The organism is Pseudomonas sp. TUM25319 (assembly GCF_056388475.1).
Genome location: NZ_CM150751.1, coordinates 5,274,746 through 5,294,404, shown reverse-complemented (window position 1 = coordinate 5,294,404; position 19,659 = coordinate 5,274,746). Strand labels below are relative to the sequence as shown.

General features: G+C 61.6%; 16 protein-coding genes, 4 tRNA genes and 2 pseudogenes. 14 read left to right on the top strand and 8 right to left on the bottom strand.

Annotated features, from left to right (window positions below):
* Positions 1–49: 49 nt before the first annotated feature.
* Both AC05QJ_RS23855 and AC05QJ_RS23850 read left to right on the top strand, forming a co-directional pair.
* Entirely contained in the window at positions 50–799 is a 750-nt protein-coding gene (locus AC05QJ_RS23855) for a sulfite exporter TauE/SafE family protein (protein ID WP_476743707.1), read from the top strand.
* A 71-nt stretch (positions 800–870) separates the two neighbouring features.
* On the top strand, positions 871–2,109 hold the full coding sequence (locus AC05QJ_RS23850) for a winged helix-turn-helix domain-containing protein (RefSeq protein ID WP_476743706.1): 1,239 nt from the start codon (positions 871–873) through the stop codon (positions 2,107–2,109).
* On the opposite strand, the gene AC05QJ_RS23845 is transcribed toward AC05QJ_RS23850, so the two are convergent.
* Complete coding sequence (locus AC05QJ_RS23845; RefSeq protein ID WP_476743705.1) at positions 2,090–3,436, bottom strand: class II 3-deoxy-7-phosphoheptulonate synthase; 1,347 nt, start codon at positions 3,434–3,436, stop codon at positions 2,090–2,092. The two genes, AC05QJ_RS23850 and AC05QJ_RS23845, sit on opposite strands and share 20 nt — an antisense overlap.
* Before the next feature lie 137 nt (positions 3,437–3,573).
* Here AC05QJ_RS23845 and AC05QJ_RS23840 point away from each other — a divergent pair, with 137 nt between their 5' ends.
* Positions 3,574–4,326, top strand: a complete 753-nt coding sequence (locus AC05QJ_RS23840; RefSeq protein ID WP_476743704.1) for a spermidine synthase — start codon at positions 3,574–3,576, stop codon at positions 4,324–4,326.
* A 354-nt stretch (positions 4,327–4,680) separates the two neighbouring features.
* Entirely contained in the window at positions 4,681–6,345 is a 1,665-nt protein-coding gene (locus AC05QJ_RS23835; protein WP_476743703.1) for a DEAD/DEAH box helicase, read from the top strand.
* A gap of 824 nt (positions 6,346–7,169) precedes the next feature.
* On the opposite strand, the gene AC05QJ_RS23830 is transcribed toward AC05QJ_RS23835, so the two are convergent.
* Positions 7,170–7,937 carry a DODA-type extradiol aromatic ring-opening family dioxygenase gene (locus tag AC05QJ_RS23830; protein ID WP_476743702.1) on the bottom strand — a complete coding sequence of 256 codons (768 nt, stop codon included), beginning with the start codon at positions 7,935–7,937 and terminating at the stop codon, positions 7,170–7,172.
* 104 nt (positions 7,938–8,041) lie between these two features.
* Between AC05QJ_RS23830 and AC05QJ_RS23825 the strand changes: the two genes are divergently transcribed.
* On the top strand, positions 8,042–8,698 hold the full coding sequence (locus AC05QJ_RS23825; RefSeq protein ID WP_476743701.1) for a thiopurine S-methyltransferase: 657 nt from the start codon (positions 8,042–8,044) through the stop codon (positions 8,696–8,698).
* A 43-nt stretch (positions 8,699–8,741) separates the two neighbouring features.
* On the opposite strand, the gene htpX is transcribed toward AC05QJ_RS23825, so the two are convergent.
* On the bottom strand, positions 8,742–9,629 hold the full coding sequence (gene htpX, locus AC05QJ_RS23820) for a protease HtpX (protein ID WP_476743700.1): 888 nt from the start codon (positions 9,627–9,629) through the stop codon (positions 8,742–8,744).
* 213 nt (positions 9,630–9,842) lie between these two features.
* Positions 9,843–11,054: a pyridoxal phosphate-dependent aminotransferase gene (locus tag AC05QJ_RS23815; protein WP_476743699.1), complete on the bottom strand. Its 1,212-nt coding sequence runs from the start codon at positions 11,052–11,054 to the stop codon at positions 9,843–9,845.
* A 167-nt stretch (positions 11,055–11,221) separates the two neighbouring features.
* Between AC05QJ_RS23815 and msrB the strand changes: the two genes are divergently transcribed.
* Together msrB and AC05QJ_RS23805 are read left to right on the top strand one after the other, a co-directional pair.
* Positions 11,222–11,614 (top strand): peptide-methionine (R)-S-oxide reductase MsrB, encoded by a 393-nt coding sequence (gene msrB, locus AC05QJ_RS23810; protein WP_476743698.1) that lies wholly within the window; start codon positions 11,222–11,224, stop codon positions 11,612–11,614.
* 31 nt (positions 11,615–11,645) lie between these two features.
* A pseudogene (locus AC05QJ_RS23805) lies at positions 11,646–11,786 on the top strand (glutathione peroxidase); the annotation flags it as partial.
* Between the two features lie 40 nt (positions 11,787–11,826).
* Here AC05QJ_RS23805 and AC05QJ_RS23800 read toward each other — a convergent pair.
* A protein-coding gene (locus AC05QJ_RS23800; protein WP_476742730.1) for an IS3 family transposase occupies positions 11,827–13,193 on the bottom strand; the annotation gives its coding sequence in 2 pieces (ribosomal slippage) (positions 11,827–12,711 and positions 12,714–13,193; 1,365 coding nt in all).
* Positions 13,194–13,242: 49 nt separating this feature from the next.
* Between AC05QJ_RS23800 and AC05QJ_RS23795 the strand changes: the two are divergent.
* Positions 13,243–13,590, top strand: a pseudogene (locus AC05QJ_RS23795) (glutathione peroxidase); the annotation flags it as partial.
* On the opposite strand, the gene AC05QJ_RS23790 reads toward AC05QJ_RS23795, so the two are convergent.
* Positions 13,571–15,901, bottom strand: a complete 2,331-nt coding sequence (locus AC05QJ_RS23790; RefSeq protein ID WP_476743697.1) for a response regulator — start codon at positions 15,899–15,901, stop codon at positions 13,571–13,573. The pseudogene AC05QJ_RS23795 and the gene AC05QJ_RS23790 overlap by 20 nt on opposite strands.
* 125 nt (positions 15,902–16,026) lie before the next feature.
* Here AC05QJ_RS23790 and AC05QJ_RS23785 point away from each other — a divergent pair, with 125 nt between their 5' ends.
* Complete coding sequence (locus AC05QJ_RS23785) at positions 16,027–16,917, top strand: ATP-binding protein (RefSeq protein ID WP_476743696.1); 891 nt, start codon at positions 16,027–16,029, stop codon at positions 16,915–16,917.
* Positions 16,914–17,402, top strand: coding sequence for a GAF domain-containing protein (locus tag AC05QJ_RS23780; protein ID WP_476743695.1), 489 nt, complete (start codon positions 16,914–16,916; stop codon positions 17,400–17,402). Before AC05QJ_RS23785 ends, AC05QJ_RS23780 begins: the two co-directional genes overlap by 4 nt.
* A gap of 96 nt (positions 17,403–17,498) precedes the next feature.
* Here the strand turns inward: AC05QJ_RS23780 and AC05QJ_RS23775 are convergent, their stop codons facing one another.
* Positions 17,499–18,266, bottom strand: coding sequence for a hypothetical protein (locus AC05QJ_RS23775; RefSeq protein WP_476743694.1), 768 nt, complete (start codon positions 18,264–18,266; stop codon positions 17,499–17,501).
* 333 nt (positions 18,267–18,599) lie between these two features.
* Between AC05QJ_RS23775 and AC05QJ_RS23770 the strand changes: the two genes are divergently transcribed.
* The 4 genes from AC05QJ_RS23770 to AC05QJ_RS23755 all read left to right on the top strand — a co-directional run bounded on the left by AC05QJ_RS23770 (position 18,600) and on the right by AC05QJ_RS23755 (position 19,015).
* A tRNA-Glu gene (locus AC05QJ_RS23770) sits at positions 18,600–18,675 on the top strand.
* 2 nt (positions 18,676–18,677) lie between these two features.
* Positions 18,678–18,753 (top strand) — tRNA-Gly (locus AC05QJ_RS23765).
* Positions 18,754–18,859: 106 nt separating this feature from the next.
* A tRNA-Glu gene (locus AC05QJ_RS23760) sits at positions 18,860–18,935 on the top strand.
* Positions 18,936–18,939: 4 nt separating this feature from the next.
* Positions 18,940–19,015: transfer RNA gene (locus AC05QJ_RS23755), tRNA-Gly, on the top strand.
* A 170-nt stretch (positions 19,016–19,185) separates the two neighbouring features.
* Here the strand turns inward: AC05QJ_RS23755 and AC05QJ_RS23750 are convergent.
* Positions 19,186–19,596 carry a PA2817 family protein gene (locus AC05QJ_RS23750; protein WP_476743693.1) on the bottom strand — a complete coding sequence of 137 codons (411 nt, stop codon included), beginning with the start codon at positions 19,594–19,596 and terminating at the stop codon, positions 19,186–19,188.
* Positions 19,597–19,659: the final 63 nt, after the last annotated feature.

The window sequence follows — 19,659 nt, the reverse complement described above, 5'->3', positions numbered from 1 at the left end:
AGCCCCGGATCGGTAGCATGCTTGCCATTGAATGACAGGCGAGGCCGGCATGATCGAGTGGTTGATGTATATCGTCCTGGGCGCAGCCCTGGGCACTGTGGGTGGATTGTTCGGTATTGGCGGCGGGCTGATCGCCATTCCGGCGCTGGGCGTGCTGTTCGGCCTGGACCAGCAACTGGCCCAGGGCACCGCCCTGGTGATGGTGGTGCCCAACGTGATGCTGGCGCTGTGGCGTTATCACCAGCGCAACCGGATCGAGCTGCGCCACGCGCTGCCGCTTGCGCTGGCAGGTTTTGTCTTTGCCTGGCTGGGCTCGCTGTGGGCCGTGGGGGTGGACGCGAAAGCCATGCGTATCGGTTTCGTTGCCTTCCTGCTGGCCCTGGCGGCCTGGAACGTGATCCGCATGTTCATGCGCACTTCGCCACCTTCCAGCGAGTTGCGTCACGCCTGGCCGTGGCTGGGAGTGCTGGGCTCCTTCTCCGGGGTGATGGGGGGGCTGTTCGGCGTCGGGGGCGCCGTGGTGGCCACGCCGGTGCTGACCAGCGTGTTCGGTACCACCCAGGTGGTGGCCCAGGGCTTGTCGCTGGCGCTGGCGCTGCCCAGTACTGCGGTCACCCTGGCGACCTACGGTTTCCACCAGCATGTGCAATGGTCCATGGGCATCCCGCTGGCGGTGGGCGGTCTGCTCAGCATCAGTTGGGGGGTGAAACTGGCCCATGCCATGCCGGAGAAAATGCTCCGTTCGCTGTTCTGCGGTTTCCTGGTGGTGTGCGCACTGATGCTGATGTTCAAGATCTGACCTGCGACAAATGACTCGCCGCCCCGGTGCGCCGGGGCTACTGTTGTGGGCTTGCCCAACAGGAATCCGGCATGTCCACATTACAGTCCTTTTCCCTCGCCCAGGCGCGTCGCCTGGCGCTGGCTGCCCAAGGTTTTGGCGGTGTCGCGGCGGCTACGCCTGGCACGGCGCAACTGGCGCGCATGTTACGCCGCCTGGGCGTGGTGCAGATCGACTCGGTCAATGCGCTGGTCCGTTCCCATTACCTGCCGCTGTTCTCCCGCTTGGGTCATTACCCGCCCGCGTTGCTCGACCAGCTTGCCTGGGGGAAAGGGCGACAGCGCAAGCTGTTCGAATACTGGGGCCACGAAGCCTCTCTATTGCCGCTGGAGCTGTACCCATTGCTGCGCTGGCGGATGCAACGGGCACGGCAAGGGCAGGGTATCTACCGCCAGTTGGCAGTGTTCGGTCGCGAGCAGCAGGCCACCATCGCCCGTGTGCTCGCGGCGGTTTCTGAGCAAGGCGCGCTCGGTGCCGGCAGCCTGTCGACCCGTGAGGAGCGGGCTGGCCCGTGGTGGGACTGGAGTGCAGAGAAACATGCGCTGGAATGGCTGTTCGCTGCCGGTGAGGTGACGGTGGCGGGCCGGCGCGGATTCAAGCGGCTCTGCGACCTGCCGCAGCGGGTGCTGCCGGCGTCGCTGTTGAGCGAAGAGGGGCCCACCGAACCCGATGCCCAGCGCGGTCTGCTGTTGCATGCGGCAGCGGCGCTGGGTGTGGCAACCGAAAAAGACCTGCGCGACTACTTCCGCCTGACGCCGGCGGACGCACGTCGAGGGCTGGAGGAACTGACGGAAGAAGGGCGTTTGCAGCGTTGCCGGGTGCAGGGCTGGTCTCAGCCGGCGTACTGCCTGGACACGCCGAAAGTGCCGCGCAAAGTGGCCGCCAGCGCGCTGCTGTCACCCTTCGATTCGCTGGTGTGGGAGCGCGACCGCACCGAGCGATTGTTCGATTTCCGTTACCGACTGGAGATCTACACGCCCGCGCACAAGCGGATATACGGCTATTACGTGCTGCCGTTCCTGCACCAGGAGCGGATTGCCGCCAGGGTCGATCTGCGCGCCGAACGTGCACAGCAGCGACTGGCGGTGCATGCCTTGCACGAAGAAGTCGAGGGGCTGGATGAGGCGGGCGTCGAGGCGCTGGCCGTCAGCCTGTGGCGGCTGGCCGGCTGGCTCGGTCTTGAAACGGTGCAGGTCAACTGCGTCCGGGCCGGGACTGCGCGCCTTCGCGCGGCCCTGGCCCGGGTCGCCCTCATCGGCGAACCTGCTTGAGGGTTTCGGCAATCAGGAAGGCCAGCTCCAGCGACTGGTCGGCGTTCATCCGTGGGTCGCAGTGGGTGTGGTAACGGTCGGAAAGGGCATCTTCGGTGATCGGACGGGCGCCGCCGATGCATTCGGTGACATTCTGCCCGGTCATCTCGATGTGGATGCCACCGGCGTGGGTGCCCTCGGCCTGGTGGACCTGGAAGAACTGCTTCACCTCGCTGAGGATCTGTGCGAAGTCGCGGGTCTTGTAGCCGCTGCTGGCCTTGATGGTGTTGCCGTGCATCGGGTCCGAGCTCCACAGCACCTGGCGCCCCTCGCGCTCGACACTGCGGATCAACTGCGGCAAGTGGTCGCCGACTTTCTCCGCGCCCATGCGCACGATCAGGTTCAGGCGCCCCGGATCGTTGGCCGGGTTGAGGATATCGATCAGGCGGATCAGATCCTCGGTGTTCATGCTCGGGCCGACCTTGACGCCGATCGGGTTGTTCACGCCACGCAGGAATTCCACGTGGGCTCCGTCCAGCTGGCGCGTGCGATCACCGATCCAGAGCATGTGCGCCGAGCAGTCGAACCAGTCGCCGGTCAGGCTGTCCTGGCGGACGAAGGCTTCCTCGTAGTTCAGCAGCAGCGCTTCGTGGGCGGTGAAGAAGCTGGTTTCGCGCACCTGCGCCGAGCTGTCCATGCCGCAGGCGCGCATGAAGGCCAGAGTCTCGTCGATCCGATCGGCCAGTTGGCTGTACTTCTCCGACAGCGCCGAGTTGGCGATGAAGTCCAGGTTCCACTTGTGAACCTGGTGCAGGTCGGCGAAACCGCCCTGGGCAAAGGCGCGCAGCAGGTTGAGGGTGGCGGTGGCCTGGTGATAGGCCTGGAGCAGGCGCTCGGGGTCGGGAACACGGCTCTGCGGGTCGAAGCCGATGCCGTTGACGATATCGCCACGGTAGGCGGGCAGGGAGACACCGTTGATCGTCTCGTCGTTGGCCGAGCGCGGCTTGGCGAACTGCCCGGCCATGCGTCCGACCTTGACCACCGGGCAGCCGGCGGCGAAGGTCATGACGATGGCCATCTGCAGCAACACCTTGAAGGTGTCGCGGATCTTCGCCGCCGAGAACTCGGCGAAGCTTTCCGCGCAGTCGCCGCCTTGCAGCAGGAAGGCGCGGCCCTGTGTCACTTCGGCGAACTGCCGGCGCAGCTCGCGGGCTTCACCGGCGAACACCAGCGGCGGGTAGCTGGCCAGGGTCTGCTCGACCTTGAACAGGTGCGCGGCATCGGGGTAGGTCGGTTGTTGCTGGATCGGCAGGGCGCGCCAGCTATCGGGACTCCAGGGTTGGCTCATCTCAGGCTCTGTCTTGTTATCGCGAACGCGGAAAGGTCTGTCCGCCATGCTATCACCCGCCGCGCGCCTTGTTGCACCCGGCGCATTGGCGGACAATGGCGCCTTTTGCGTGGGCACCCAGGTTGCCGGGAGACAGCATGACAGAGCGGGAAGAGCGGCTGCTGGCGCAGGTGCACGATCAGTTCGGCACCATCAGCGTCTACGAAGTCGAGGATTACCGTTTCCTGGAGTTCGGCGAGGCCATCGAGCAGAGTTGCGTGTTCACCGCCGATCCGAGCTGGCTGGAGTACGACTACACCCGCGCGATGTTCGTTGGCGCACTGTGTCACCCGCAGCCCGAGACAGCGCTGTTCCTCGGTCTTGGTGCCGGCACCCTGACCCAGGCGTGCCTGAAATTCCTGGCGCTGGACGACGTCGAGGCCATCGAGCTGCGCCCCGACGTACCACGGCTGGCCATGGAGTACCTCGGTCTGGATGATGATCCGCGGCTGTATGTGCGGATCGGTGATGCCATGGAGCTGCTGCCCAGTGCCGAGCCTGCGGACCTGATCTTTGTCGATCTGTACACCGATCATGGCCCGGGGGTCGCACACCTTGCGTGGAATTTCCTGGAAAACTGTCAGAAACATCTCAATCCCGGTGGCTGGCTGGTGATCAACCAATGGGCCGGCGACGATGGCCGGCCGCTGGGCGCTGCGTTGCTGCGCGGGCTCTACCACCGGCATTACTGGGAGCTGCCGGTAAAGGAGGGCAATGTGATCCTTCTGGTGCCGGCCGACCTCGACCAGACGCTGGACCAGGCCGGTCTGCGTGCCCGTGCAGAGACGCTGGCGGCGCGTCTGGGTTACTCGTTGCAGTCGCTGATCGAGGTGATCCGCCCGGCCTCCTGAATAAAACGTTTCAGCAGGCAGCCCCGGCGACGGCTGTCACGAGGGCCCTGGAGATCGGCAAGGCATGTCGTTCCAAGGCTTGCGCCTGTCGTTTTCCGAAAAAAACCTCTCACTGGAACGACGAATTCAGGTATAGTGCGCGCCGGTCTTTCAACGGACCTCGTTTAGGTAGTGCAATTCCCCGAAGCCAGCTTCGGCTGCGCGTCCGCCCCGCGGACTCTCCTTGACGTTCTTTTATCTTCAATCGTTTTCGCAAATCCCCGCCGACAAAGCTGCCAGGGTGACCTTCGGGTCTTACAAGGCATGCGCAGCTTTGGAGCATGGGTCTTTGCGGATGCACTTAGAGGCAGACCCATGACCCAGGAAACCGGCGGCTTCGCCGCTCTCGATCTTCATCCAAGTATTGTTGCTGCCGTACTGGCTACTGGCTACGAAGAGCCATCGGCCATTCAGCAACAATCGATCCCGATCATTCTCGCCGGTCATGACATGATCGGCCAGGCGCAGACCGGTACCGGCAAAACCGCCGCCTTCGCCCTGCCCATCCTGAATCGCATCGACCCGAGCAAGCGCGAGCCGCAAGCCCTGATCCTGGCGCCAACCCGTGAGTTGGCGCTGCAAGTAGCTACCGCATTCGAAACCTACGCCAAGCAGATGCCGGGCGTGACCGTGGTAGCCGTATACGGTGGTGCCCCGATGGGCCCACAACTCAAAGCAATCCGCAACGGCGCGCAAATCGTCGTCGCTACTCCTGGCCGTCTGTGCGACCACCTGCGTCGCGACGAGAAAGTCCTCACCACCGTGAACCACCTGGTTCTCGATGAAGCGGACGAAATGCTCAAACTGGGCTTCATGGATGACCTGGAAGTCATCTTCAAGGCCATGCCGGAGAGCCGCCAGACCGTTCTGTTCTCGGCCACCCTGCCTGCCTCGATCCGTGCCATCGCCGAGCGCCACCTGCGCGAGCCGAAGCACGTCAAGATCCAGAGCAAGACCCAGACCGTAACCGCCATCGAGCAGGCGCACCTGATGGTCCATGCCGACCAGAAGGTTTCCGCTGTCCTGCGTCTGCTGGAAGTCGAGGAATTCGACGCCCTGATCGCCTTCGTGCGTACCAAGCAGGCAACCCTCGACCTGGCCAGCGCCCTGGAAGCCAAAGGCTACAAGGCTGCCGCGCTGAACGGCGACATCGCCCAGAACCAGCGTGAGCGCGTGATCGACTCGCTCAAGGATGGTCGCCTGGACATCGTCGTCGCGACCGACGTCGCTGCCCGTGGCTTGGACGTACCGCGTATCACGCACGTGTTCAACGTCGACATGCCGTACGATCCTGAGTCCTACGTTCACCGTATCGGCCGTACCGGCCGTGCCGGTCGCGAAGGCCGTGCCCTGCTGCTGGTCACTCCTCGCGAGCGCCGCATGCTGCAGGTGATCGAGCGTGTGACCGGTCAGAAAGTCGCCGAAGTTCGCCTGCCGAACGCTCAGGCCGTTCTCGATGCCCGCATCAAGAAGCTGACCAACAGCCTGGCGCCGCTGGTTGCCGATGCCGAATCGACCCACGGTGATCTGCTTGATCGCCTGACCGCCGATATCGGTTGCAGCCCGCGTGCCCTGGCCGCTGCGCTGCTGCGCAAAGCCACCAACGGTCAGGCCCTGACCCTGGAAGCCGTCGAGAAGGAACAGCCACTGGTTCCGACCTACACCCCGCGTGAGCGTACCGGTGGTGAGCGTTCGGAGCGTGGTGAGCGTGAGCGTCGTGCGCCAATGCCGCTGGGCGAAGGTCGTGCACGCTGCCGTACTGCCCTGGGTGCTCGAGACGGTATCGCCGCGAAGAACCTGCTGGGCGCCATCCTCAATGAGGGTGGTCTGGCGCGTGAAGCCATTGGTCGTATCCAGGTGCGTGACAGCTTCAGTCTGGTAGAACTGCCGGAAGAAGGTCTGGATCGTCTGCTGGCCAAGCTCAAGGACACCCGTGTTGCCGGCAAGCAGCTGAAGCTGCGCCGTTATCGCGAAGACTGATCCGCGAGTGAATGAAAAAATCCCCGACTGGTTCGGGGATTTTTTTTGGGTTGGTGGTTGTGGTGGTGGTGGTTTTTTGGTGAATATCTGTTATTTTCGGCGACGTTGCCGGCCCGTTCCGCCCTTACGGCGGCTTACTTTTGTCTTGTCAAAAGTAAGCAAAACCGCCCGCTCCCAACATCCGGCCCTACGCTTCGCTTCGGGTCCCCTCCTTCCGGCACCTTTCGGGGCCAGCGCGGCCTACGATTTGCTTCGCAAATCTTCATCTCACGTCTTCGGCTATCGCCGAAGGGTACTTACGCACCCGGCCCCTACAGGCACCTCCACTCGGCCGGCTGAAGTCGCAATTGGCGGCGTCTGAACCGACGCGCATGAAGAGCAAAGGCAAGATCAAAAGCAGAAGCAGATCGACCTGGCGGCACAATTTCTGATTTCGAAGATCCGTCCGTGAGAACGCCGCCCGTAACCTGCGACTTCAGGAGGCCGAGTGGAGGTGTTCGGAAGGGGCTGGGGCGTAGCCCCCTTCGGCGTAGCCGAAGAGCGCGAGTCTTAGATTTGCGCAGCAAATCGTGGCCGCGCGGCCCCTGGAGGACACCGGAGCGAGGGAACCCGGAGCGAAGCGTAGGGCCGTATGTGGGAGCCAGCGGTTTTGCTTACTTTTGACAAGACAAAAGTAAGCCGCCGTAAGGGCGGAACGGGCCGTCAACGTCGCCGAAAATTCAGGATAATCACGCAAAAACGACACCAGGAGCGACACCGTAAACGCCAGCAACGACGCCAACAGCTATGCCGATACTAAGCCCGACACGGATCCCCTGGAACACTCAATCAAACCGATAGATATCCATCCCCAGCGCCCCCAACGTGAACCCCTGATGTTCGATACCGAACCGGCCTCCGGCCGCCCGCGCGAAATACAGCGGCAGCAGGTGCTCGTCACTGGGGTGGTTGCGCACCGCGAACGGCGCCTGGCGACGGTAGTCGAGCAGGGCCGCACTGTCGTCGGCAGCCAGCTTCTCCACCATCCAGTCACGAAACCCCAGGGCCCAGGGCGCTGCGCTGCTGTCCTTGGCGCGCCAGTCCAGTTCCCCCAGGTTGTGGGTAATGCTGCCAGAGCCGATCAACAACACGCCGTCTTCACGCAGCGAGGCGAGGGCACGGCCAACCCGCTCCTGGAACGCCGGACCGAGCAGGCTGGGTAGCGACACCTGGATCACCGGGATATCGGCATCGGGGTACATCAGCGAGAGCGGCACCCAGGCGCCGTGGTCGAACGGCCGTTTCGGGTCCAGCCCGGCGGGCAGGTCGGCCTCGCTCAACAGTGCAGCCACGCGCTCGGCCAGGGCGGGTTCACCGGGGGCCGGGTATTGCACGGCATAGAGTGCCGGCGGAAAACCGCCGAAGTCGTGCCAGGTGGCAGGGCGCGGGCCGCTGGTTATCCACAGGTCGTGGCTCTCCCAATGGGCCGACACGACCACTATGGCATTCGGCCGCGGCAGTTCAGCGGCTAACCGGGCCAGTGCCGGGCCACTTTCGCCCGGCTCCAGGGCCAGCATGGGGGATCCGTGGGAAATGAACAGGCTGGGGAGCATCGCGGAAGTCCTGAGGGTTATGATGGCTACCATCTTCAGGCAGTTCATTGATCTAATTCCAATATAAGTTTTCGCAGTATTTGATCGAATTATTCGAGGTCGTCATGCACGCGGATTTTTGGCACAAGCGCTGGGAGCGCAACCAGATCGGTTTTCATCAGGAGCAGGTCAATCCTTACCTGGAACAGTACTGGCCGACGTTGGCTATCGAGGCCGGGTCGCGGGTCCTGGTGCCGCTGTGCGGCAAGAGCCGGGATCTTGCCTGGCTGGCAGGGCAGGGTTTGCAGGTGTTGGGTGTAGAGCTTTCGCAGCGGGCGGTGGAGGACTTTTTCAGCGAACAGGGGATAGAGGCGGAGCGTCTGGAGCACGGGGCGTTCGTTCGCTATCGCGCCGGGGATGTCGAACTCTGGTGCGGCGATTTCTTTCAGTTGAGTGCCGATGATGTGGCCGACTGTGCCGGTCTCTACGATCGTGCAGCGTTGATTGCTCTGCCGCCCGAGATGCGCGAGCGCTATGTGGCGCACCTGAGCACTATCCTGCCGAGGGGCTGCGCCGGGGTGCTGGTAACCATGGACTACGATCAGTCGCAACTGGAGGGGCCGCCATTCGCGGTACTTGATGACGAAGTGCAGCGGCTGTTCGCACCACGCTGGCGGGTTCACGAAGAAGCCGCCCAGGACATCCTCGGGCAGAGCTGGAAGTTCTTGCAGGCCGGCGTCGGCCGCTTGCTGGAGCGGGTCTACACATTGCGCGACCAATGAAAAAGGGCGACCCGAGGGTCGCCCTTTTCGTTTGCCTTGTCGCTTAACCGCGGCGACGCAGTGCTTCGATGCGGTCTTCCAGCGGCGGGTGGCTCATCAGCAGGCCGGCGAGGCCCTGCTTGAGGCCGCCATTGATGCCGAAGGCGTTCAGGGTGCTTGGCATCTGTACGGGTACGCCCTGTTCCGAGCGCAGGCGCTGCAGCGCACTGATCATCGCGCCGGTGCCGGCCAGGCGGGCGCCGGCGTCGTCGGCGCGGTATTCGCGTTTGCGCGAGAACCACATGACGATGATGCTGGCGAGAATACCCAGGATCAGCTCGGCGACGATGGTGGCGACGTAGTAGGCGATTCCCTGGCCTTCTTCGTTCTTGAAGATCACCTTGTCGACGAAGTTGCCGATGATCCGCGCGAAGAACATCACGAAGGTGTTCACCACGCCCTGCACCAGCGCCAGGGTGACCATGTCGCCGTTGGCGACGTGGCCGATCTCGTGGGCCAGTACTGCGCGGACTTCATCGGGCGAGAAACGCTCCAGCAGGCCCTGGCTTACTGCCACCAGTGCATCGTTGCGGTTCCAGCCGGTGGCGAAGGCGTTGGCCTCGTAGGCCGGGAAGATACCCACTTCCGGCATCTTGATGCCGGCTTCGCGGGAGAGCTCCTCGACGGTCTGCAGCAGCCATTGCTCGTGACGGGTGCGCGGCTGGCTGATGATCTGCGTACCGGTGCTCATCTTCGCCATCCATTTGGAAATGAACAGTGAAATCAGCGAGCCGGCGAAACCGAACACGGCACAGAACACCAGCAGTTGGTCGAGCTTGAGGTCAACCCCGTTTGCCGCCATGAACCCATTGAAGCCGAAAAGGCTCAGGGTGATGCTGGCGACCAGCACGACCGCAAGGTTGGTGGCCACAAACAGCAAAATGCGCATCATGGTTGTTACGTTCTCCTGACGGATAGATATGTAGCGTATGCGGGTATATAAGGTGCGCGCTTTCGGTATTCAACCGGTCGACTATTTCAAACTGTGTACGCGCCGACCGATCAGACACACCGATCCAACCCGCGGCCCAGAGCCGCAGGTAGGAAAGGGTGAAGAGTCGAGGAGGGTCGCCCGCGTCCTTTTCGACGCAGGTATGACTGTAGGCTATTGCTGATAAGTCTTCAGGAAATTTCCAATTCGGCCGATCGCCTGTTCCAGGTCGTCGACCCGCGGGAGGGTGACCACGCGGAAGTGGTCCGGCCATGGCCAGTTGAAGGCGGTACCCTGGACGATCAGCAGTTTCTCCGAGAGCAGCAGGTCGAGGGCGAACTTCTCGTCGTTGAGGATCGGGCAGACTTTCGGGTCGATCCGCGGGAACGCGTAGAGCGCGCCCATTGGCTTGACGCAACTGACCCCGGGAATGTCGTTGAGCAGTTCCCAGGTGCGATTGCGCTGTTCCAGCAGGCGGCCAGGCGGCAGTACCAGATCGTTGATGCTCTGGTAGCCACCGAGTGCGGTCTGGATCGCATGCTGGGCCGGCACGTTGGCGCACAGGCGCATGTTGGCCAGCATGTCGATGCCTTCGATGTAGCTCTGGGCATGCTGCTTCGGCCCGGAGATGATCAGCCAGCCGGAGCGGAAGCCTGCCACGCGGTAGGACTTGGACAGGCCGTTGAAGGTCAGGCACAGCAGGTCGGGGGCCAGCGAGGCGGTGCTGATGTGCACGGCTTCGTCGTAGAGGATCTTGTCGTAGATCTCGTCGGAGAACACCACCAGGTTGTGCTGGCGTGCCAGCTCCAGCATGCCCAGCAGCAGTTCGCGGGAGTACACGGCGCCGGTGGGGTTGTTCGGGTTGATGATCACCATGGCCTTGGTGTTCGGGGTGATCTTGGCCTTGATGTCTTCCAGGTCCGGGAACCAGTCGGCCTGCTCGTCGCACAGGTAGTGCACCGGCCTGCCGCCGGCCAGGCTGACTGCGGCGGTCCACAGCGGGTAGTCTGGTGCCGGGATCAGCACTTCGTCACCGTTGTCGAGCAGTGCCTGCATCGACATCACGATCAGCTCGGAGACGCCGTTGCCGAGGTAGATATCCTCGATGCCGACACCGTCGATCTGCTTCTGCTGGCAGTACTGCATGACCGCCTTGCGCGCGCTGAACAGTCCCTTGGAGTCGCTGTAGCCCTGGGCGGTGGGCAGGTTGCGAATCACATCCTGGAGGATTTCGTCCGGCGCCTCGAAGCCAAAAGGCGCCGGGTTGCCGATGTTCAGCTTGAGGATGCGGTGGCCTTCCTCTTCCAGACGCTTGGCGTGCTTGAGCACCGGGCCGCGAATGTCGTAGCAGACATTGGCGAGCTTGTTCGATTTGCTGACCTGCATGATGTGATCCCGATAAGAAAAGATCGCCGCGTACTACGCTGTGAAAAGGTTTGAACTGCGAGCAACGCGGGTGCCAGACTGGTGTCTGAATTGAGGCGCAATAATACGTCCCACCCGTGCCGGCGAAAAGCTGCAGCACGGGCTTTTTGATTTGCCGAGGCCTGCCGATGGAAAAGTTGGAGAAAACCCTTGAAGAATGGCGTGCGATGCTGGATCCCGCGCAATACCAGGTGTGCCGCCTGAAAGGCACCGAGCGCCCGTTCAGTGGCCAGTACAACTCGACGAAGACCGACGGTGTCTATCATTGCATCTGCTGCGATGCGCCGTTGTTCGACTCCAGGGCCAAGTTCGACTCCGGTTGCGGATGGCCGAGCTTCTACGAGCCGATCGAAGACAGCGCCATGATCGAGATCCGCGACACTTCCCACGGCATGATCCGCACCGAGGTCACCTGCGCCCGCTGCGATGCGCACCTGGGGCATGTGTTTCCCGATGGGCCGCCACCGACCGGCCTGCGCTACTGCATCAATTCGGTGTGTCTGGACCTGAAGGCGCGCTGACCGCGCGTTCATTGAACAAGGAGCGCTGCGCATGGCTGGAGAGTTGCTGACTATCCCTTGCACGACCATCAAGGGCGAACAGAAGACGCTGGCGGACTTCGGGGGCAAGGCGCTGCTGGTGGTCAATACCGCCAGCCAGTGCGGTTTCACGCCCCAATACAAGGGCCTTGAAGTGAGCTGCGCCCCAAAAGTTGGACATTAGGTGCGTAAAGCTACGCGGCCTGGTTTCTGTAAGCCACAGGACTCAGGCCGCCAAGCTTCATTTTGATACGTTCATGGTTGTAATAACGAATGTACTCATCAATCCCAGCACGGAGCTGGTCGATTGTCTTGACGTGTTCCCGGTAGAAATACTCCGCTTTCAACGTGCCAAAAAAGCTCTCCATCGCGGCGTTGTCCAGGCAATTGCCCTTGCGCGACATGCTTTGCTCCAGGCCCGTATCCTTCAAGCGCTGGCGGTAGTCAGGGTATCGGTAGTGCCAACCTTGGTCCGAGTGCAACATCGGTTTGCTGTCAGTCGGGAGTTTCTTCAGTGCACGCTCAAGCATTGTTCCCACCAGGGCATAGCGCGGTCGCGTGTCAGTCTGGTAGGCGACGATTTCCCCGTTGTACAAGTCCAGAATCGGCGAAAGGTAGAGCTTCTCGCCAGCGACCTTGAACTCCGTAACATCTGTCACCCACTTCTGGTTGGGCTGATCAGCCGTAAATTCCCGTTTCAAGATATTGGGTGATGCCTCGTCCATCAGGCCACGGTATGACCTGTATTTCTTGGGTCGCACCGTACATTTGAGGTCCAGTTCGTTCATCAGGCGGCGTACTTTCTTGGTGTTCACCAACTGACCTTCCTGACGCAGAGTCGCGGTGACACGGCGATAGCCATAGCGACCACGGTGATGGTGCTGGATGTCCTGGATCGAGGCTTTCAGCGAGGCACATTTATCCTCAGCTCCGATGGTCTTGAGCTGGTAGTAGTAGGTGGCACGTGCCAAGCCTGCAGCGTCTAGCAGGTCGGCCAGCAAATGACTCGAGTGCAGTTCGGCAATCAGCCGGGCTTTTTCGTGGTGGCTTTCTTCTGCCTGAGTTTGGCCTCGTCTAATTCCTCGAGCTTTTTTAGGTAGGCGTTCTCCGCTTCAAGCTTGCGTATCTTGCGCAGCAGTTGGGCGACCGAGAGCTCCTCGTCAGGTACTACCGAGGTTTCATCGGGCTTGGAGGGCTGCTTGGACATGGTACGAGGCGGTCTCTTCTTCGCTGAAAGCTGGGCTGTAAGCTCGCCACTGTAATACTGCTGCTGCCATCTGCCCAGTTGACTCGAATTACCCAGATTGAACAGCGCTGCGGCAGCACGATGAGACAGTTGTTCATTCAGCATGCGATGAAGCACGGTGAGTTTGAACTGGGCGCTGTGGCGCTGATGAGAGCGTTTGAGGCTGGCCACGCCGTGATGCTGGTAAGCCACGACCCAGCGCCGCAGAAGGGTGGGATCTATTTGAAACTGGCTGGCCACGTGGCGAAACCCCCGGCCTCGCTTGAGGAAGGCCTTGATGGCGGACAGCTTGAACTGCTTGGAATACTTGATCATTTAAAACACCCCGGTGCTGGATGGGTGTCCAACATCCGGGGCGCAGTTCAAAGCGCTGTGGGAGCGCTACCGCGAGCAGGGACTGGTGGTCCTGGGCTTTCCCTGCAACCAGTTCGGCAAGCAGGAACCGGGCGACGAGCGCGCCATTTCGCAGTTCTGCGAGCTGAATTTCGGGGTCAGCTTTCCGCTGTTCCGCAAAATCGAGGTCAATGGCGACGGTGCCCATCCCTTGTTTGTCGAGCTGAAGAAACGCGCGCCGGGCCTGCTGGGCTCGCAGGGCATCAAGTGGAACTTCACCAAGTTCCTGCTCGATCCGAAGACCGGCAAGGTCACCCGCTATGCACCGACCACCAAGCCTGAGGCACTGGACGCGCAGATCAGGGCGTTGCTCGGGTGATCCCCGGCGGCACCCAGTGGTCGATCAGGGCCAGCAGTTCCTCGCGACGGAACGGCTTGGCCAGGTAATCGTTCATTCCCGCCGCCCGGCAGCGCTCGCGCTCCTCGGGCATGGCGTTGGCGGTCAGGGCGACGATCGGGAGGTTGGGCCAGCGCCCGCTCTGGCGGATGCGCCGGCTGGCCTCGTAGCCGTCCATCACCGGCATGTTGCAGTCCATCAGCACCAGTTCGAAGCAAGACTGCTCCAGCTGTTCGAGTGCCTCGGCACCATGGGCGGCCACGCTGACCTCGCAGCCGAGCTTGGCCAGCATGCCCTTGGCCACCAGTTGATTGACCGGGTTGTCCTCCACCAGCAGGATCCGCGCGCGTCGCTCGTTGACGGGGTTGGCGGTCTGCTCGGTCGGAGTGCTGTCGTCGATGCTCAGCAACACCCGCCGCAGCGCCTGGTACAGCGCTCCCCGAGCCAGTGGCCTGGCCTGCTGTTGCAGCGGGGCGAGGCTGGCTGCCTGCTCGCCGGGCAGGAAATTGCCATAGGCGGTCACCAGCAGTATCGGCGCTCTGATGACTGGCCTCAGGGCCAGCAGGCAGTCCAGGTCGTCGGTGATCAACAGGTCGGGACTTGCTCCGGCCAGATCCTCAAGGCAGTCATGACGTTGGTAATTCAGGCCCCAGCGCGGCAGCAGGGTGTGTAACAGTTCGGCCAGGCCGCTGCTGGCATTGCTGATAGCCACTACCTGGCCTTTGAGCGGTTCCGGCAGCGCTGCCGCAGTGTGTGCGGGCAACGGCAGCTCGGCACTGAACTGGCTGCCGAAGCCGGTTTCGGAGCTGATGCTCAGGCGACCCTGCATGGCTTCGCAGAGGTTATTGGTAAGGGTCAGTCCGAGACCGGTACCGCCGTATTGCCGGGTGATACCGGCGCCAGCCTGGGTAAAGGGCTGGAAGATTCGCGTCTGTGCTTCCGGAGGGATGCCGATGCCGGTATCGCAGACGTCGATGCGAACGCCGCCATTGTGGGTGGCCAGACGTACATCGACCCGACCGAAACGAGTGAATTTCAAGGCATTGGACAGCAGGTTGCTGACGATCTGCCGTACCCGGGTCGGGTCACCGAGGACCAGCGAGGGAAATTTCGGGTCGATCAGGCAGGTCAGCTCGACATTGGGCGCGGCATTCTGCGAAAGCAGGTTGGCGGTGTCCTCGACCAGGGCGCCCAGATCGAAGGGAATGCGCTCGAGCTCCAGTTGGCCGGCATCGAATTTCGACAGGTCGAGGATATCGTTGAGCAACTCCACCAATACCTTGCCCGAATCGTGGGCGATGGAGAGTTGCTGACGCTGTTCGGCATTGAGCGGGCTGTCCAGCGACAGTGCGATCATGCCCAGCAGGCCGTTGAGCGGTGTGCGGATCTCGTGGCTCATATTGGCGAGGAACGCGGCACGGGCCTGGGCCATGTCCAGGGCGCGGCGGCGGGCATCTTCCAGTTCCTCGTTGGATTGGCTCAGGCGGATGTTGCTGGCCTTGAGTTCGTTGGTGCGCGCCGAAACGATGTTCTCCAGTTCGCCGAGGTATTCGGTCAGGCGATTCTCGGCGTTGCGTCGCTGCTTGATCTCGGTGGCCATGGTGACGAACTGCTGGTTGGCGACCTTGACCAGGACACCGATCTCATCGTGTTCGTGGCCGACCGGAAAGGGCAGTTTGCCCTGATTGGGATTGCGCGGATCGCTGCTGCTCAGGGCGCTGATCACGCGTACCAGAGGCTTGGTCAGCATGATGTAGATCAGCGCCAGGAGGATGCCGGTGAGCACCAGGCTGCGGACGAAGCCATTGAGCAGCGTGACTTCGGCGCGTTTGAGGAAGCGGTTGCCGAAGGTGAAGGTATCCACGTCCAGATAGAGTGTGCCCAGGTACTCGTCGGGCATATGGCTGAGGAACAGCTTGTTGCGGAACTCGCGGTTGTTGCCAAACAGGAAGTCGCTGAGAACCCGGTAGGCGCTTTCCTGGCGTGGCCGCTTCATATCGGCCAGGACCGTGTCATTGTTGTCGATCAGTTTGGCGCGGATGATGGCAGGGGACTGCAACAGGCCGAGGGTCAGTTCCTGGGCCAGTTCCGAGTCGATGTTGTAGGCGATGCGCGAGGCGGTGTTATGGCTGATATCCAGCAATGCCTGCATCTCGCGGTTGATGGAGGCGTCTTCGCTGGCATAATCGATGCCTATCTGGATGAGACTGAGCAATGTTCCCAGGATGAAGCCGACGAGGACTGTCAGCCGGGCTTGCTTGTACGACAGGCGATTGGTGAACTTGATATCCATGGTCCCCAGCCAGTTCCACATTCCATGCGCTGCGCAAGCATAGCCGATCAACCCCGGCTGCTGGCATGTACTGTCGAACATTCAGCGTGTTGTTCGTTCGCCTGAATCTGATCTGAGGAATTTCCGTGGACTCTCGTTTGACTGCTTTTCTCGAGCGCGCCGAAAGCGTGCTGGCTCGTCTGGAGCCCCTGTTGCCGGCACCGCGCCCGGAAATCGACTGGAGCCGCTGCCTGGCGGCGCGCTGGCAGCGTGACGGCCGCAGCGGCTTCCTGCTGCCGCTGGAGGTGAGTCTGGACATTCGCCTGTCCGACCTGATCGGCGTCGATCTGCAGCGCGAGCAACTGGGGCGCAACACCCGCCAGTTCCTCGACGGCATGCCCGCCAACCACGCCTTGCTATGGGGTTCCCGCGGGACCGGCAAGTCATCGCTAGTGCGGGCGTTGCTGGCCGAATACGCCGCCAGCGGCTTGCGCCTGATCGAGATCGAGCGTGATCACCTGGCGGACCTGCCGCGGGTGGTGGAGCAACTGCATAAGCTGCCCCAGCGTTTCGTACTGTTTTGTGATGACTTGTCGTTCGAAGCGGGCGAGGGCGATTACCGAGTGCTCAAGAGTGTGCTGGACGGCTCGCTGGAACAGGCGCCGGATAACGTGCTGCTGTACGCCACCTCCAACCGTCGGCATCTGGTGCCGGAGAAGCAGAGCGACAATGAAAACTGGAAGATGATCGACGGCGAGCTGCATCCCAACGAGGCGGTGGAGGACAAGATTGCCCTGTCCGACCGTTTCGGTCTGTGGCTGTCGTTCTACCCGTTTACCCAAGAGCATTTCCTCAATGTCGTCGAGCACTGGATCGGCCAATTGGCCAAAGGCCCGGGGCTGGTCTGGGCGCGCGATGAGGAACTGGAGAAAGCCGCGATTCGCTGGGCGACCGGTCGCGGTAACCGAAATGGCCGTTGTGCCTATCAGTTCGCCCGTTACTGGGTCGGACTCAAACTGCTGGAGCAACACACATGATCGATTTGAATGCGGCGGGAGCGGGGCTGGCGGGTTATCGCCTGCTGGCTGCGCAACTGGAGGCCCTGCTTGCCGGTGAGCGTGACTTCATCGCCAACGCCGCACAGTTTTCCGCCTTTCTGTACAGCCAGGTCGATGACCTGAACTGGGCGGGTTTCTACCTGAACCGTGATGGCGAGCTGGTGCTGGGGCCATTTCAGGGCCAGGTGGCCTGTGTGCGGATCCCCTTCGGTCGCGGCGTCTGCGGCGCTGCCGCTGCCAGCCTGCAGACCCAGCGGGTCGAGGATGTTCATGCGTTCCCGGGGCATATCGCCTGTGACAGCGCTTCGAACAGTGAGCTGGTGATTCCGCTGGTCAAGGATGGACGCCTGATCGGCGTGCTCGATCTGGACAGCCCGAAGCTGGCGCGTTTTGGTGTTGAAGATCAAGCGGGATTGGAGAACCTGGCGCGGATTTTCCTGCAGGCCAGTGACTGCTACTTCTAGCCATAAGCTGCAAGCTGCAAGCTGCAAGCTGCAAGCGAAAGCACAGGCAACGCCGCTCAGCTTGCAGCTTGAAGCTTATAGCTTGCAGCTGCTTCATCAGTCGTAGATGACTTTCTTCTTCCAGTTCTCTTCTTCGTCGGTCTTCAGACCTTCGGTCAGGGCGTTGACGTCGTCCGCGGTCGGCTCGATGGTGTCCAGCACCATGGCGTTGGCACGCGCCAGGAGCTTCTCCATATATTCAAGTTGTTCGCGGTACTGTCCCGGTTCCGGCTGCTTGCGCAGGTACTGCACGCCGCGCTCGAAGGCAAGGCGGGCGTGTCCCGGCTGGTTCTGCTGCAGCGCGGCCTGGCCGAGGTTGTTGAAGAACTCGATGTGCAGCACGACCAGGATATGGCGGATTTCCTTGACCCAGTATTTGGCTTCGTTATTGCTGAGGAAGCCTTCCTGGCAGGCACGTACCACCTGGCTGTGCAGCGCTTCGAGGAGGAAGCGGATGTCTTTGGCCCGGGCTTCGGTCTGGATCGGTGTCGGCGGGTTGTTCACCGGCAGCGCTTCACCCTGGGCGATCACGCCTTCAAGCTCGGCAATACGGTTGCGGATTTCGCTGCTGTGCTTCTCCAGCGCCAGTTGGCGTTGATTGAGGTTCAGCTCCAGGCGGGTCAGCAGCAGTTTGAGCGCGGGCGTCATCAACTGGCCGGGGAAGGTTTCGGTGATCTCGCCCACTCGCCGCAAGCGATCAGCCAGCTCCACTTTGAGCCGGGCCCGCTCGAGCTTGTTGTTCTCGACTACGTTATTCAGGTAGCCGATCACGATGAGTAATGCGATACCCGCCACTATAAGCAAGGTAATCATTAGTGGAGTCACCGTTCACGCCTCGTCAGTCAGGTATACCGATTGAGTGTAGTGGCTTCCCATTTGGCCGGATAGGCCTGTTTGGCGGAAGCCGGAAGGGGATTGATGGCAATTTGCCCTGAGTCACATTTGGGAAATTGTTTTGCCCGTCTTTCTGCTATCGGCAGCAGTGCCTGGAAGAATAGGGCGGAAGCCCCGATCCGGGCCTGCAAACGGGTCGAAGTCATTGATTTAAATAAATTTCTATTTGGGGGTTGACGACCCCTCAAAGCATCCATAGAATGCGCGCCACTTGCAGCGTAAAGCACACAGCGAAACGCGGCAGGGAGTGAAAAGTTGTAGCGTGTCCCCTTCGTCTAGTGGCCTAGGACACCGCCCTTTCACGGCGGTAACAGGGGTTCGAGTCCCCTAGGGGACGCCAATGCGGGAATAGCTCAGTTGGTAGAGCACGACCTTGCCAAGGTCGGGGTCGCGAGTTCGAGTCTCGTTTCCCGCTCCAATTTACAAAGGCTTCGCTTAACGGCGGGGCTTGTAAAAAAATCCAGTCTTGAATCCTCAGGGTTCGATTCTGGTCACTGAAACGTGCGAAGCGCGTTTTGGGCAGAGTCCCCTTCGTCTAGTGGCCTAGGACACCGCCCTTTCACGGCGGTAACAGGGGTTCGAGTCCCCTAGGGGACGCCAATATGCGGGAATAGCTCAGTTGGTAGAGCACGACCTTGCCAAGGTCGGGGTCGCGAGTTCGAGTCTCGTTTCCCGCTCCAAATATGGCGCTGGTTGATTCCATGAATCAGCCAGCCAGTAAAAAAGGACCTTCGGGTCCTTTTTTCATTTCTGCGTGAAATAAAAGCCCGGGCTGGTCAGTCCGGGCTTTGTCTTTTCCGGGTGAAAACGAACAGGCAAAAAACGCCGCTTCGATGAGCGGCGTGGGTCATCAGTGCTTGCTGTCGTCAGCGGACATGCTCAGCAACTGCTTTTCCTGATTCCAGTCGAACGGTTCTTCGTTCTGCTCGGCTTCGTAGCGACGCTCCTCCAGCGCCTGGTACATATCCAGTTCTTCATCTGGCATGAAGTGCAGGCAATCACCGCCGAAGAACCACAGCAGGTCGCGTGGTACCAGGTGGGCAATCTGGGGGTAGCGCTGGATGACCTGGCACATCAGGTCCTGACCCAGGTACTGGCTTTCCAGTGGGTCTTGCGGCAGTTGCTCCAGCAGTTCGTCGAAGCGCTCGAGGAACAGGCCGTGGCTTTCTTCCGGCACCTGCTCGGCTTCACCCAGGGCGACGAGGATGCTGCGCAGGTGGTTGAGCAGGGCGAGATGGTAGTCCAGGTGTGCATTGGCCATGCTGGCGATCCTCTAAAGCGGAAAAACGGGCGCGGAGTATACGGCTCCCGTCGCCCGATGTCC